General features: G+C 65.8%; 12 protein-coding genes. 7 read left to right on the forward strand and 5 right to left on the reverse strand.

All coding sequences use genetic code 11. The features are described 5' to 3' along the window. The first annotated feature begins 7 nt into the window (after positions 1–7). Entirely contained in the window at positions 8–655 is a 648-nt protein-coding gene (locus tag C1A30_RS35905; RefSeq protein WP_200828512.1) for a hypothetical protein, read from the forward strand. Position 656: 1 nt separating this feature from the next. Here C1A30_RS35905 and C1A30_RS35095 read toward each other — a convergent pair whose 3' ends face one another. Then, positions 657–1,094, reverse strand: coding sequence for a hypothetical protein (locus C1A30_RS35095; RefSeq protein WP_200828513.1), 438 nt, complete (start codon positions 1,092–1,094; stop codon positions 657–659). Positions 1,095–1,141: 47 nt separating this feature from the next. Here C1A30_RS35095 and C1A30_RS35100 point away from each other — a divergent pair, with 47 nt between their 5' ends. Then, positions 1,142–1,810: a DUF899 domain-containing protein gene (locus C1A30_RS35100; protein ID WP_101952742.1), complete on the forward strand. Its 669-nt coding sequence runs from the start codon at positions 1,142–1,144 to the stop codon at positions 1,808–1,810. Between the two features lie 139 nt (positions 1,811–1,949). On the opposite strand, the gene C1A30_RS35105 is transcribed toward C1A30_RS35100, so the two are convergent. Beyond that, positions 1,950–2,891 (reverse strand): AraC family transcriptional regulator, encoded by a 942-nt coding sequence (locus tag C1A30_RS35105; protein ID WP_235010344.1) that lies wholly within the window; start codon positions 2,889–2,891, stop codon positions 1,950–1,952. A gap of 112 nt (positions 2,892–3,003) precedes the next feature. On the opposite strand from C1A30_RS35105, the gene C1A30_RS35110 reads away from it, so the two are divergent. Beyond that, entirely contained in the window at positions 3,004–4,086 is a 1,083-nt protein-coding gene (locus tag C1A30_RS35110; protein WP_101952744.1) for an aldo/keto reductase, read from the forward strand. A gap of 58 nt (positions 4,087–4,144) precedes the next feature. Here C1A30_RS35110 and car read toward each other — a convergent pair whose 3' ends face one another. Beyond that, entirely contained in the window at positions 4,145–7,660 is a 3,516-nt protein-coding gene (gene car / locus C1A30_RS35115; RefSeq protein ID WP_101952745.1) for a carboxylic acid reductase, read from the reverse strand. Between the two features lie 411 nt (positions 7,661–8,071). Here car and C1A30_RS35120 point away from each other — a divergent pair, with 411 nt between their 5' ends. Further along, positions 8,072–8,515, forward strand: a complete 444-nt coding sequence (locus C1A30_RS35120) for a hypothetical protein (RefSeq protein WP_101952746.1) — start codon at positions 8,072–8,074, stop codon at positions 8,513–8,515. A 32-nt stretch (positions 8,516–8,547) separates the two neighbouring features. On the opposite strand, the gene C1A30_RS35125 is transcribed toward C1A30_RS35120, so the two are convergent. Continuing rightward, positions 8,548–8,919, reverse strand: coding sequence for a hypothetical protein (locus tag C1A30_RS35125; protein ID WP_101952747.1), 372 nt, complete (start codon positions 8,917–8,919; stop codon positions 8,548–8,550). Positions 8,920–9,359: 440 nt separating this feature from the next. Here C1A30_RS35125 and C1A30_RS35130 point away from each other — a divergent pair, with 440 nt between their 5' ends. Further along, positions 9,360–9,590 carry a hypothetical protein gene (locus C1A30_RS35130; protein ID WP_101952748.1) on the forward strand — a complete coding sequence of 77 codons (231 nt, stop codon included), beginning with the start codon at positions 9,360–9,362 and terminating at the stop codon, positions 9,588–9,590. Between the two features lie 38 nt (positions 9,591–9,628). Here C1A30_RS35130 and C1A30_RS35135 read toward each other — a convergent pair whose 3' ends face one another. After that, positions 9,629–9,967, reverse strand: coding sequence for an AMP-binding protein (locus tag C1A30_RS35135; RefSeq protein WP_101952749.1), 339 nt, complete (start codon positions 9,965–9,967; stop codon positions 9,629–9,631). Between the two features lie 32 nt (positions 9,968–9,999). On the opposite strand from C1A30_RS35135, the gene C1A30_RS35140 reads away from it, so the two are divergent. Continuing rightward, positions 10,000–10,371 carry a hypothetical protein gene (locus tag C1A30_RS35140; RefSeq protein WP_101952750.1) on the forward strand — a complete coding sequence of 124 codons (372 nt, stop codon included), beginning with the start codon at positions 10,000–10,002 and terminating at the stop codon, positions 10,369–10,371. 182 nt (positions 10,372–10,553) lie between these two features. Continuing rightward, positions 10,554–14,831 (forward strand): Ig-like domain-containing protein, encoded by a 4,278-nt coding sequence (locus C1A30_RS35145; protein WP_142392711.1) that lies wholly within the window; start codon positions 10,554–10,556, stop codon positions 14,829–14,831. Positions 14,832–14,842: the final 11 nt, after the last annotated feature.

A 14,842-nucleotide genomic window follows, 5' to 3' on the forward strand; every position in this document is an offset into this window, starting at 1 on the left:
CAGTACGGTGCGCGACCGCAGCGTTCGCCTGCTCGAGGGGGAACGTCGTGACACGCTCATTCCCGATGTCGAGCACCCCGGACCGGATGAGTCGGATCGTCTGGGGAACAGCGATTCTCGGGTACATCCATTGCCCGCGGACTGTCACAGAGTTGCGCATCAGCCAGGGATAGGGCAACGCCAGATCGTCACCGCCGAGCATGCACACACCGCCCATCAGCACGATGCGTCCGTACTCACGGACGGTCATCGCCGCCGCGCGCACGACTGCCGTTGGTGCGTCGGGTGGAAGCACGTCGAGCACGACATCGATCGGATCGCACGATGCCGCCTGCATCGCGCGCCGGTCGGATTCGACGTCGCCGGTGAGCTTGACCGTCGTGATCCGGTCGCCAAACCGGGCCTCCAGATCCGCGAGCACGGTTTCGTTCCGCCCAGAGCAGATGACTTTCGCCGCGCAGGTGGCCGCAATCGAACGGCAGGTGGTACGCCGCTGTTCGAACGCGCCGGCGGTGTTCGGTTGACGAAGCAGGGTCTTGTCATGCTGCGACTGGCCCGGGTCGCACATACCGCCAGGGACTGGTTGACCAAGCTTGCGCTGGTCGCGACGGGTTGCGGGATGACGACGGTGATCGACGGGCTGCGAAGCGGCTAGCTCACAGCGCGTCGTAGACCTTCTTGTAGTACGACGCGAGAAACCGCGGACCGACCAACCGCATCATCATCACCCCGACCGCCGCGGTCAGGCTGGCAGGCGACTGTTCCCACTCGCCGTGCACCGCGCTGCCGCCCTCGTCGCGCGGCGTCGCGGTCAACCTCATGTAACCGCCCGGCTTGAGCGAGGCGCTTTCGGTGACGGTCAACGTCACCGTCCCCGGTGTCGACCAGTCGTAGTGCCACGTCGCCCAGACCTTCGGGAAATCTTGGCCCTCACGGATATCCGCGTCGGTCTCGCCGAGGTGGTACACCTCGAACGCCTTCGCCGACGATGCCGGCCAGCGGTGCACACGGTTGGGGGAGAAGTCGGTCATCAGTTCGACGACCTGATCGGGCGTCGCCGTCGTCACGAAGTCGAATTCGAACTTGGTGCGCACCCGCCGAACGTAGCAGCGGCGTCGTCACGGCGTGGCAAGCTGCGGTCATGCCGACACCGATGCCGCCGATCGTGACGCGTTCCGAATGGCAGCGGGCGCGCGCGGAGTTGCTCGTCCGCGAGAAGGAGCTGAGCAGGATGAAGGACGCGGTCAGCGCCGCGCGCCGACGTCTGCCGATGGTCGAGATCAGCGAGCATTACACGTTTGACACCGAGCAGGGATCGGCGACGCTGCTCGATCTGTTCGACGGGCGCAGGCAGTTGATCGTGCAGCATTTCATGTTCGGCCCGGATTGGGAGCAGGGCTGCGACGGCTGTTCGATGATGGCCGACCACATCGGTCCGCTGTCCCACCTGCATGCGAAAGACACCTCGTTCTACCTGGTTTCGCGTGCCGAGCTAGCCAAGCTGCTTGCCTTCCGCGAGCGCATGGGCTGGAAGCTGCCCTGGGCGTCGTCGGCCGCCTCGAGCTTCAACGACGACTTCGGTGTCACCGTCGACGGCGAGGAGATTCACTCGGTCAGCGTGTTCCTGCGCGACGGCGAACGCGTGTTCCACACCTGGCAGACGTTCAACCGGGGCGAGGAGCCCTTCATGGTGGTCTTCGACCTGCTGGATCTCACCCCGTACGGGCGGCAGGAGACGTGGGAAGACTCGCCGGACGGCTGGCCGCAGCAGCCGCCGTACGAATGGATGCGGCTGGCCGACTCCTACTGACGCAGTCGTGCCCCACCCCATTGTCGTCCGAACGTAGGGAAATACCCGATTCCTTTGCGTGCGCTATGAGCCAAGCTAGAGGCGTGGGACCGGGCCCCGCTTGGGGGAGGCGGGCCTGGTTTCACAATCACCGTGCACTTCACAGCGACGCAACCATCGGGGTGTCGGCACGCAGGCGTTCGGCGTCCCGACCGGGGGGTGCGCCGAATAGCCGCCGGTATTCGCGGGTGAACTGCGAAGGGCTGTCGTAGCCGACCAGATGCCCGGCGCCCGCGATGTCTCCGGGGCGTGTGACCAGAATCGACCGGGCCTGCTGCAGCCGAATCCGCTTCTGAAATTGCAAGGGGCTCATCGCCGTAACCGCGCGGAAATGCCGATGGAACGCCGATGTGCTCAACCCGCACAGCCGCGCCAGATCGTCGACGCGCATCGGCTCGGCGTAGTTGTCACGGATCCAGGCGATCGCCCGGCTCACATGTGTGAGCTCACTGTCGGCAAGGCCGATCTGGCGCACGGTGTCGCCGAGCGGGCCCGCGAGTAGCCGCCACAGGATCTCCTGGGTGATGAGCGGCGCCAGGACGGGGGCGTCCGCAGGTTCGTCGACGAGTCGCAGCATCCGGACGGCGGCGTCGAGGAGTTCGGGTGGGGCCGCCCCGGTCGCCATCGCCGGACCACCCGGCGCGCCCCGCGGCCACCGGCTTGCCGGGGCCTTCAACAGCAGTTCCGCTATCGCAGCGGGCCTGAGCACCAGGCCCATGCCGAGCACCCGTCCGGTTCCGTCGGTGTCGAGCCAGTGGCCGGTGACTGGCAGATTCGCCGTGATGACCAGGCAGTCACCGCGCCCGTATTCGACCACCTGATCGCCAAGCAGAAGTCGCTTGCCGCCCTCGGCCATGATCACCAGGAGCGGATGGGTCACCGAGTACTCCGGGGTGGCGGGCGTGGTGGAAACGTTCGACAGCAGCAGGCCATCGATGGATGTCGACAAATCCGGCCGCGCGTGAGCCGCGATGCAGTTGCGGATCTCGTCGAGAAGTTCGGATGTCCGGCGCACGCCATCAGACAACCACGAATCCGACACGATTGACGCAATATTAGCAGGATTGTGCAAGAGATGGCCTCGATCGATCTACCAACTTGCTGGTGGTTCGGGATTTGATGGGTTCATCAACCTGACGACTAGGAGCAGATTCATGCCACTCGATCACTATCTCACCCTCGGCCGGTCCGGGCTGCGGGTCAGCCCGTTCGCGCTCGGTGCGATGACCTTCGGCGAGGACCCCGGTGCCGCGGGTAGCAGCGTCGAGGAGGCCGAGAAGATCCTCGAGACCTATTTCGATCTCGGCGGCAACTTCGTCGACACCGCCAACCTGTACACCAACGGGCACTCGGAGCGGATTCTCGGCGACTGGTTCATCGCCCACCCAGGACGGCGCGAGCACGTCGTCGTCGCATCGAAGTTCTTCTGCAACATGTTCCCTGGCGACCCGAACGGCGGGGGCGCGGGACGAGGGGCGATCACCGCGCAACTGCACGACACCCTGCGTCGGCTGCAGACCGACTACCTCGACCTGTACTGGCTGCACAATTGGGACCGCAACACTCCGATCGAGGAAACCATGCGCACGCTCGACGACCTGGTGCGGGCCGGCAAGATCCGCTACATCGGCTTCTCCAACGTGCCGGCATGGGTGACCGCGCAAGCCCAGGCCGCCGCGCTGTTTCGCGGATGGACCCCGTTGATCGCACTGCAGGTCGAATACTCGCTGCTGGCCCGGACAGTCGAAGGCGAAATCGCGCCGCTGGCCCAGCAACAGGGCATGGCGCTCACCCCGTACAGCCCGCTGAAAGGCGGGTTCCTTTCCGGGAAGTACCGGCGCGGCGGTGAGGTCGTCGACTCGGAGCGGGCCGCGTACGTCGGCGGTCCCAGCGACGCCGAGTTCGACGTCATCGAAACGGTCGCCCGTATCGCGGCCGAGCTCGAAACAACGCCCGCCGCAGTCTCTTTGGCGTGGCTGTTGAATCGGCCGCAGACGGTCGTACCCATCGTCGGGGCTCGCCGGTTGGACCACCTGGACGCGAACCTGGCCGGACTCGACGTGCAACTGAGCGCGGACCACCTGCGGGTGCTCGACGAGGTGTCGGCACCGGGGCTCGGCTATCCGGCGCCGCTGAACGGCCAGCTGCGCAGGATGCTGCAATTCGCGGGGACGACCGTCGACGGCGAGTCCTCCACCGTGTATCCGCCGCTGCTCGCCAGCGACGTGCGTTACTGACGGGGAGGCCTCCGTGCGGCGGGATGGGCTACCGCGCGGAGGCCTCCGGTTGGCCCGGTCAGAGCAGACCGAGCAGCTTCAGATCGGTGATGTACTTGACGATCACCGGAGCGGACAGATGCGGGATGTCCTTATCAGGCCCGATCTTGTTGTCCTGCACCGCCTTCTGGAAGTGGTCGGCAGGCGCCAGGGAGCCGTTGATCGGCGGCTCGGGCTTCTGGTAACTGTGCAACAGCGGCAGGAGCGACGCTTGGCGTTGCTTGTCGGGCAGCGCCCGCAATGCCGTCTCGAACCGCACCAGCCATTCGGCGTAGTCCGGAACACTGGTGATCTGGTAGCCCGCATCGATCAGCCAGTCGACGAACGTGTCCTTGCTGATGCCGTCGTCGTAGGGGTTCATCACGTGGTAGCTCTCGAAACCGGAGACCACGTTGGCGCCGAGTGTCGAGATGGCCTCGGCGATGAACTCCACTGGCAGACCGTCGAAATGCGCGCGCGGCCTGCCGCCGTCGGCGTCCAGTTCGTAGAACGAATACGGCGCGATACCGGTGGCGACCAGAGACAACATCAGCCGGGTGAACATGTCCGGCACGTTGAGCTGACCCGCATACGTCGTGTCGGCCATGATCATGTCGCAGCGGAACACCGAGACAGGCAGGCCGGCCAGGTCGTGTGCCTCGCGCAGCAGCACCTCGCCGCCCCACTTGCTGTTGCCGTAGCCGTTGGCGTAGCGGTCGCTGATCTCGCGGGTGGCACTCATCTCCCGGACGTCGACCTGCTCGACGAACTTGCCCGGTTCGATGCCGTCGCCGACGCCGATCGTCGAGACGTACACGTAGGGCTTGATCCGTGTCGTCAGCGCGATGCGGATCAATTCGGCGGTGCCTACCACGTTCGGTCCGAACAACTCGCTGTACGGCAACACATGGTTGACCAGTGCGGCCGGGTCGACAATGAGGTCGACGGTGTCCGCCAACCGCTGCCAGGTGGCGTCGTCGAGCCCGATGTTCGCCTCACCCTTGTCGCCGGCGATCACCTCGAGATGGTCGGCCGCAAGGTTGCGGTAGTGCTCCAGCAGCAGCGCGTCGCCGCTGTCGAACGTCGCGTCCAGACGCTGCCGCGCCGCCTCGTCGTCCTTGGCGCGGACCAGGCAGATGACCTTGCCATCCACCAGATCCATCCGCTCCAGCCACTGCAGCGCCAGATAACGGCCGAGGAAACCCGTTGCGCCGGTGAGTAGTACGGTGCGAACCTCGCTGCTGGCAGGAGCCAGCGACGGTGCCGCCGCCAGGGTGGCATCGTTGAGGAACTTGTCCAGCGTCAGGTCACGAGCATGCACCTCGGTCGCGTCGCGCCCGTGCACGGAGTCGTAGGTGGGTCGCTTGGCGGTGCCGGCCCGCTGGGAGTCGATGTACGCGGCGATCGACGCGAGGTCGCTGGCCGGGCTCACGATCACGCCAACCGGCACATCCACCGCGAAGATCTCGCGCAATAGATTCCCGAATGTCAACGCCGACAGCGAATCCCCGCCCAACTCGGTGAACGCCGCATCCGGCGACACGTCGGCAGAGGCCGCACCGAGCAGGGCGCCTGCGGCACGGCTGACCGTCTCCACCGTCGGGTGATTCGCTCCGTCCCTGCGCAGTGCGCGCAGCACCTCGGCCTGGCCGTCGGCCAGGTCGCTGTAGAGCTGCTCCAGCGCGGGGCCGTAGTGCTCCTTGAGCTTGGGACGGGCCAGCTTGCGGATCCCGGTCAACAGACCATTCTCCAGCGTGAAAGGCGTTGTCTCGACGATGAAATCGCGCGGGATCTCATACGACTGCAGACCGACCTCCTTCGCGATGCTCTGCAGCGCCTCGGCCAACAGCGGCTTCACGGCGGTGACGTCTCCGCCGACGCTCGCCAGCGCGTCGTCGGTCGGGACGATCACGGCGAGCAGATACGAGCGGGCGCTGTTGCCGTACACGAAGATCTGACGCACCGACGGGTGGCCGCCGTAAGCCGCCTCCAGCTTGGAGACGGTGACGAACTCTCCCTGCGAGAGCTTCAGGACGTTGTTGCGGCGGTCCACGTAGACCAACTCGTCGGGCCCGACCTCGGCCATCACGTCGCCGGTGTGGTACCAACCGTCGGCGTCGAAGAGTTCGGCGGTGACTTCGGGCCGCTTGTAGTAGCCGGGGATCAGATTCGGTGTCTTGACCCACAGTTCACCACGGGGATGTGGTTGGTCGGTGCCGAAGTAGCCGAGGTCGGGGACGTCGACGAGCTTGTACTCGGTCACCGGCGGGCGCTTGATCTTGCGGTCCTGCAGGATGATGCCGTCTTCGGTCGAGCCGTACACCTCGGTCAGCGGAATGTCGAGGAAGTCTTCGACCCACGCGTACAGTTCCGCCGAAATGGGCGCCGACCCGGTCAATGCCGTGAATTGCCGTCCGCCAATCAGCTTCTCGCGCTGCTCGGCCATCACCTGACGCTCGACGGATTCGCGGTCGCCGTCGGTCCAGCGGCGGTCGATCTCGCTCTGCAACTCCTGGAACAGCATCTCCCAGATGCGGGGGACGAAGTCGAGGCGCGTCGGGCGGACGAGGGCAATGTCTTCCAGCAGAGTGGACAGGTCGCTGCGGGCAGCGAAGTATGCCGTTCCACCCGCACCGAGCGTGGAATACAGGATGACCCGCCCCATGATGTGGCTGATCGGCATGAACGTCAGGCTGATCGCGGGCAGCTTGCCGTCCGGATCCCAGTCGGGGCGGTACCACCCGCGGAAGCAGTCGGCCATCAGGCGGTCGGTGTACATCGCCCCCTTCGGGGTGCCCGTCGAGCCGGAGGTGTAGATCAGCAGGCGCAGCGCCTCGCTCTCACCACGGACGTTGGGTGCCTCGGCGTGCGCAGGGGCCGCTGCGATCACGTCGTCGAGCGCCTCAACGGTGACCTGGTGCGGGGCAAGGCGAGTGGCGGCGTCGGCGAGCGCCTCGCGGTGGTCGTCGATCTGCGGGTGATAGTCGAACACCACCATCCGCTTGGGTGCATACGCCGTGAGCGCCAGTTCCACCGCGTCGCCGAGTTGGTCGACGCTGGACAAGATCGCGACGGGTTCGGTCTCGACGAGGATCGGATGCAGTTGCGCCACAGGGGCATTCGTCTGCAGAGGTACAGCGATGGCGCCCGTCAGCGACAACGCCATGTCCACCACGGCGTAGTCGGCACTGGAGAAGCCGAGTGTCGCCACCCGGTCGCCGGGGCGGACGGGATTGTTCGCCAACGCCGTCGCCAGAGCGCGCACCCGCGACCATGTCTCGCCATAGGTCAGGGTGTCGAACCGAGGCTGCAGTTCGGCGACCGTCCTGCCGGTCCCGTCGGTGACGAACTCCACGGCGCGCTGACCGAGCGCGGGCCGGTCCGCGTAGCCGTCGAGCACGGTGCGGATGACGTCGGCCAGCGGCAAGTCGGGTACGGCGAGGGCGGCGGCGACAGCTGGGTCCGGACGCGCCGCGACCAACTGCGGATCGGTCGACGTCAACTTCTCGAAACGACTCCGCAAGCGTGCTTCACGCTCGTTTACTGAATCTGACATAGCAGGCTCCTTCAAAGACAAAAACCAACTTTTGGAACGATCGGTCCCTTATTGGGTACATCCGCCGTGGGGTCGCGAGGTATTCCTGTCAACTTGCTGTGACCTCCGGCGAAACGCGCGCTGGAGTCGCCGACTGAGTCCGAAAATGCCTGGCGGATGCCCTGTTTGGCGTCACACCTGGAGTGGACGGTGAGGTTCGTCACGGAAGAGAAGCTCCTCTATCGACGGTGGAGTCCCTCTTCAAATCTGCGCCTGGCGCGACGGCGGTGTCATTGCCACTGGCCGGAGAACGGGTTACCTGCTAGCCGGTACGGCTGCGTTTGATCGGGATTCGTACAGCCGACTCACACGAATCTGTGAGCCGAGGGCGGTAGACGTCGATCGAGACGACCTAGCGAAAGGACCACAACAGTGGACACCGATACCGTGGACCGCCAGTTCAGCGCGCTGCAACAACAGGCGCAGCAGACCGCCGCACTGATCGCGGCACTTGCCGGAAAGCTCTCGACGGCCGCCGCGGCGGGCGAGCCCAACGCCAGGGAGTGGGCGCTGGATCTCAAGGAGATCGCACTGGCGATCCGTGATGAGCAGAGCTCGACAACCGAACTCCTGCAAGCGATTCACGCGCTGGTCGACAACCACGTAGCCGCCGTCCCGCCTGCGCCGCCTGCGTACGCCCCACCACCTTCGCAGTACAGCCAACCCGCGCAGTACAGCCAACCGCAGTATCAGCCGGTCCAGGGCGGCGGCGCGCTGCAGCGCTTCCTCGGCGGGCGGTTCGGCCAGGCGATCGTGACCGGCGCAGGCATCGGAATCGGCGACGATCTGGTCAACTCGATCTTCGACCGGCTCTGAGCCTGCCCGCACGGACAGGCTCAGAGCGTGGATCACGCGCAGCGCAGCGGGTGAAGCAGATCGAACAACGGTCCGGCACAGGGGCCGACCCATCCCGGCGGCGGCGCCCAGCCGGACGGGGGATACCAGCCGACAGGCGGTGTCCAGTCCGGCGGCGGGGCCCAGCCGACGGGCGGCACCCAACCCGGCGCAGGGAAGCCGTCGTTCCAGCCCGGACCCCATTCCGGATGATGCCAGTCGCCGGGGTGGGGCCGCTCGTGTCCGTAAGGGCCCCAGTCGGTGGCGAATCCGGCGGGCAGAACCGGTTCCGCGGCCGACGCGAGTGGGGGAACGGCAAGTGCGACAGCGATTGAAGCTCCGGCCGCAGCTACCGCGAACGTCCGCAAAGATGGTCTTCGCAGCATGGTAAGACTCCTCTCATTTCAAGCATTGCAACGAAATTCGACGCTATGCCGGGTGCTTGAGAGTTTCTCCGGTGCACGCTTGAGGTGTGCTGTGACGTCGTTTCCCAAATAGTGTGACGCTCTGATGTCGATGGGAGTCCACTGCCAGAACAGCTCAACGGCAGATTCGAGTGGCATGTTGGAACGACGTGAGTATGCACATGTTTCGAGTCGCAGCGGCCGCCGTCGGAGCGACGGCCCTCGCTGGGATGGTAGTGATTTCCGCGTTTTCCGGCGGCCCCCGGGTGCAATCGGCCGCCGTGGTTCCCGAGCATTTCGGTGGACCCGTCGACACCTCGATCTACAACCCCGCCGCCACGTTGAGTATCCCGACGGTGTCCACCTCGGAGACGAGCGCACCGTCAGCGTTGAGTGCACCCAGTAGCTGAGCCCGGCGTGGGTTGCTGAACAGCATCGCTGCGACTGGTTTCCTGCGCACCTGGCGCAGCCTGCCCTACGTCGGGCCCGCCTTCATCGACACCCTCCGCGATACCGGTGACGCCGACGACGACGAGTCGACTCTCGTTGTCTACCACACGGACTGGACACCGCAGCCCGCTCTCGAGGTCATCGAGGAGAACAGGGCGATCATCGCCGCCGAGGAAGCGCAGTCCACCATCACCGACGTCTAGAACGCTCGTCGACTTTAGGATTTGCCAAGGCCGGTGCCTCATGGTGGAAACCGGTCAGCACAAGCGGGCAGCAGGATAGAGGTCACATCGACGAGTACCACCACATTCATCGTTGTGTGGATTTCGGCGGTGTCCTTAAGCCAGACCGCCACCGCGGAACCGGGTGCGACCCCCAGCGCGCGCAACCGATGAGCGAGATTGGTGGCAGCGCGGTCGAAGTCGAGCCACGTCAGCACGCGGTCCGGCCCGTCGGGGATGCAATCGACATAGGCCCACTTGTCAGGTGTCGCCCCGGCATTGTGCGTCACCCGCTCAGAGAGGGTGGTATCCGTCCACCAGCCGGCGGCCCGGTACTGCGCCGCCTCGGCGGGGGTCACGGCGGCTGCACGCCCGGTGTTACGGTGCGCGCGTGGGATTCCTCGACGACGCACGACGGCTTCGAGAGCTCAAAGAAGCGAATCCTGACATACCGATACGCGAGCTGCAGATCGTGCTCGACGCCGAAAAGCACGAGGCAGCGGCCGCGAAGTTCGACGACCAGTTCGCCGCGGCCGCGGTCGTGCCCTACATCGAGGTCGTACCCGCCAAGCTCTACAAGAAAGACCTCAACGCGTTCGTGAAGACCTACATAGGCATCGTCGGACTGCTGCCCGAAGACATGTTCGGGATCTATACGCAGCCATACGGAGAGTCGGCGGGCCCGCTGAGCATCGTCTACCGAGACCGGCCCGAGTACTCGGAGGGCCGGCGCCGCTACCGCCGCGCGGTGCTCGGCGAATAACGCCCCGCAGCGCCGCCGACCTGGCAAATTCGTGCGGATAGCCAAATTCAGCAAATTCGCAGAGTCGATCTCGGTAATGCGAATCAAACCGCTAGACTAACCAGCGGTTTGCTGTCGTTTCGCCGAGCTAAGCTACCCGCTGCCGCTCAGCATCAGACGTTTACTGGGCAATTAGGGGAGATATGCATTCGCGATACGGCAGGTATGTCGGACGGGTGGGCGCGCTTGCCGTCGCTCTGGGCATCGGATCGGCAATCGCCGCGCCGGCAGGGATCGCGTGGGCGACTGAAGACGATGCGACCACCTCCTCGCCCACGGGCGCGGAGACCGGCAGCGAGCCCACCGGCGCACCCACCGCGCCCCAGACGGCTGGCGGCGCCACCGGAACTCCGGTCACGCCGCACGAGCCGAAGACCACCCCCGAACCCGTCGACCCGAAACCCGGATCGGCCACCTCCGAAGAGGTGGCGCCCGGCGTCACCGTCTCGAACTCCGGCGGCGCACATTCCGGCGACGACCGTGGCGCGCAGAAGCCGAAGAAGAAAAGGGCGACCGCCAAACCGTCCACCCGCGTTGCCGAATCCACCACGGCCACAAACGAGCCGGCTCACCAGGCGCGCACCCAGAACACAGTCACGAGTAACAGCGCGCCGAAAGACGAACCAGAGACCGAAGCGCCACCCGCCGTGACGGTCGCCGCGCTGCGTCAACCTGCCGCCGAGCTGTCGACAACCCTGACGGCGCCGGTCAAACCGGCCGTTGTCAACCCGGTCCAGGCGGCGATCGGCACCCTGATCGATGTGGTGGTGCGTCCGGTGCTGTCGGCGTTCCTCGGCGTGCTCCCCGGCGGGGCCACGGAATCGCCGCTGTCGTGGGTGTTGTTGGGGGCGGCCCGACGCCAGGTGGGGCAGACCGAGGATGTCACCGCCGAGGTCGCCGACGCGCAGTTGGCGGCCACTCAGACCGTCGCCGCGGCGGCGGCCAACCAACCGCCGACCGCGACGGTGACGTGGGGTCGACCCGATGCGACGACCGGCAAGGTGCTGGGGCAATTGAGCACGAGCGACCCCGAAGGCAAGGCGGTCACGGTCACGTTGAAGTCCGGTCCGAGCGCGGGCACCTTCGCCTACAACTCGACGACCAAGGTGATCACCTACACGCCCACCACAGCGCAGCGCTTCGTCGCCGCGACGACAGCCAATCCCGAGGACACCATCGGGATGACGGTCAGCGTGTACGACGGGGTCAACAGGGTCGACGTGCCGATCAACATCCCGGTGAGCCCGTCGCCGTTCTACAAAGCCAATGACTTCACCAACGTCACCGACGCCAGCGCGGTGGCCGTCACGAACACCCGGGCGTACATCACCAACCGCAGCACCGGCACCGTCACCGTGTACGACACGGTCAAGAACACGGTCGTTGGCACGTATCAGGTCGGCGCGGCGCCCGACGGTATCGCGGTCAAGAAGGACGGCACCCGGCTGTACGTGTCGAGTTCGACCAACAACACCGTCACAGTCATCGACACCGCGACCGGCGCCACCAAGAAGACGATCACGATCGCCAATCCCACTGCCATCGCGATCAATCCGAGCGGCAGCACGGTGTACGTCGCCAGCGGCACGGGCGCGACGATCAGCAAGATCAGCACGACCTACAACACGGTTTCCAGTAGCAAGGTCAAGCTCCCCACCGGCTACCAGCCCACCGAGCTCGCGGTGAGTGCCGACGGCACCAAGATCTATGTTGCGAGCGCCAAGCCGACCGGCGGCGGCAACATCTCGGTGTTCTCATCCAGCGCGACGACGGTCACGTCGATCACCGATACCGCCGGTGCGCCAACGGGTCTCGCGCTCAGCGCCAGCTATCCGCGGCTGTTCGCCACCGACACTGCGGGCGGGGTCACCGTCATCGACACGACGGCACGCACCGCAGTGACGCGAAACCTCGGCGTTGCGTTGTCCGGCATTGTCATCACCAACGACAGCAGCACGGTGATGGTTGTCAGCAACACCGGTCTGCTGGCGGCAGTGAGCAGCACTGACGGTTCGACATTGGGCGTGACGACGGTTCGCGGTACGGCCACCCCGATGTCGGTGCAACCCGGCGTCGTGCTCAGCCCCGACGGCACCAAGATGTTCGTCACCGACTACGACACCGACAGCGTCCACGTCGTCTCGCTCGTGCCCCCGAACACGTCGCCGTTCTCCAGCGACCCGTCCTACAGCGTGTCCAACCCGTCGACCGGTGCGCTGACCGGAAAAGTGGGAGTCGTCGACTTCGACGGTGACCCGCTCACGTACGTGGTGAACACCAAACCCACAAAGGGCACTTTGGTGCTCAAAGCCGACGGGACCTACACGTACACACCGACTTCCACCACCCGCCACGCCGCGGCCGTGCCGGGCGCACCGGATTCCGTGACGACGGATTCGTTCACCATCACGGTTTCCGACGGCCGCAACGGGACGGTGACCACCAAGATCATCGTCGCGATCGACCCCGCCAACAAGGTTCCGGCCGTCACGACGACCATTGGCACGCCAAGCACGACGACCGGTGTGGTCAAGGGCAGCGTCACAGCCACCGACGGCAATAGCGACAAGCGGACCTACACGGTGACGTCGGGGCCGACGAAGGGCACGGTGACGATCACCTCGACGGGCTCGTTCACCTATACGCCGACTGCGGAGGCGCGTGCCGCCGCAACGGCGCCGGGGGCCGGCTACGACGACAGGAAGGACACGTTCGTCGTCACGGTCGACGACGGCCACGGCGGCGTCGTTCCCGTGACGGTGAACGTCAGGATCGGTGCACCCAACGCCAAACCGACGGGTGCGGTGGCGACGGTGACGAACACCAATCCGCGCAGCGGTGTCGTCACCGGTACCGTCACCGCCACCGACGCAAACGGAGATCCGTTGAGCTTCAAGGCGAGTGCGACGACCAAGGGCACGATCGTCTTCGGTCCCAGCGGCACGTTCACCTACACGCCGACTGCTGCCGCACGTCTGGCGGCTTCGAAGGCCGGTGCGACGACCGCCACGAAGACCGAGACCATCACGATCACGGTGAGCGACGGATTCGGCGGCACCACAACGACTTCGCTGAAGGTGTCGATCGCACCGAACCCGACGACCAACGGTGCGCCGACCAACGGCCATGAGGCGCCGGGCACCACGACGTCGACCGCTATCGGCACGGTGACCGGTACGGTCACTGCGGACGACCCCGACGGGGACAAGCTGACGTACAGCCTGGGGTCCGGACCGGCGTTCGGGACCGTGAAGGTGACCGCGGACGGCAAGTTCACCTACACGCCCGACGTCGACGCCAGGTACCGCGCGTTGGTGACGGATGGTGTCGACACCGACAGCTTCGTGGTCAACATCAGCGACGCCTTCGGCGGAACCACCACGGCCACAGTGAATGTCGAGATTGCGCCGCCGTCGGCGTCGGCGATCGATCAGCGTCCGACGACGGTGGCCGTCACCGCTCAGCAGATGTACTTCTACTCGCAGACGGACACCGACAAGGCGATGGGGCTGCTCAAGGATGCCGGCATCGACACGATCCGGATCCTGATCCCTTGGGCCGGCGTGGAACCCACGGACGACACCTACAACTGGGCGGCGGTGGACCGAATGGTCAACAGCGCAAACGCCAAGGGCATCAAGGTGCTTGCCGTGCTGAATTCGACGCCGGACTGGGCGGCGGTGCCCGACCAACCGCCGCTGAGCGGGCATCCTGCGGACCTGAACGAGTTCAGTGAGTTCGTCACCAAGGTCGCGACTCGGTATCAGGGCAAGGTGGCCGACTACGAGATCTGGAACGAGCCGAACTACAACGTTTTCTGGTCGCCGACCCCGGACGCCAAGCAGTACACCGAGTTGCTGAAGGTCGCGTACACCGCGATCAAGGCGGCGGATCCGAACGCTACGGTGATTGCGGCGTCGGTGGCTGCGGCGGCGGAAACCCCCGGCGGCCCGACGGTCAACCCGGTGACCTACCTGTCGCAGATGTATGCGGCGGGGGCCGCGGGCTACTTCGACGCGGTGTCGTTCCATCCGTACCTGTACTCGATACCGTTCTCGGCGGGAGAGGGCCATGCGGGCGTGCCGATCACGCAGGCGGAGCAGATGTATGCGGTGATGGTCGCCAACGGCGATGGGAACAAGAAGATCTGGGTCACCGAATACGGTCAGCCGTCGTCGGAGGTGTCGGAGGCCAATCAGGCGGCGTTCGTCGGGGACTTCCTGCGCACGTGGCGCAATCTCGACTTCGCCGGGCCCGCGTTCATCCACACGCTGGCGGACTATCCGTCGAGTGATCCGATCCAGGGCTCGATGGGGTTGTTCCACCAGGACTGGTCGCCCAAGCCGGTGCTCGCCACCGTGAAGCAGGTGATCGCGGAGAACAACGCGATCGAGGCGGCCGCCGACAGCAACGTGCTGTAGGCGCCTAAGTA

It is taken from the genome of Mycobacterium sp. 3519A (assembly GCF_900240945.1).
GTDB lineage: Bacteria > Actinomycetota > Actinomycetes > Mycobacteriales > Mycobacteriaceae > Mycobacterium.

Bases quoted from the DNA above. Each gene is read 5' to 3' on its own strand.
- C1A30_RS35100 (WP_101952742.1), top strand. From the start codon at position 1,142: ATGCCGACACCGATGCCGCCGATCGTGACGCGTTCCGAATGGCAGCGG.
- C1A30_RS35110 (WP_101952744.1), top strand. From the start codon at position 3,004: ATGCCACTCGATCACTATCTCACCCTCGGCCGGTCCGGGCTGCGGGTC.
- C1A30_RS35145 (WP_142392711.1), top strand. From the start codon at position 10,554: ATGCATTCGCGATACGGCAGGTATGTCGGACGGGTGGGCGCGCTTGCC.
- car (WP_101952745.1), bottom strand. From the start codon at position 7,660: ATGTCAGATTCAGTAAACGAGCGTGAAGCACGCTTGCGGAGTCGTTTC.
- C1A30_RS35125 (WP_101952747.1), bottom strand. From the start codon at position 8,919: ATGCTGCGAAGACCATCTTTGCGGACGTTCGCGGTAGCTGCGGCCGGA.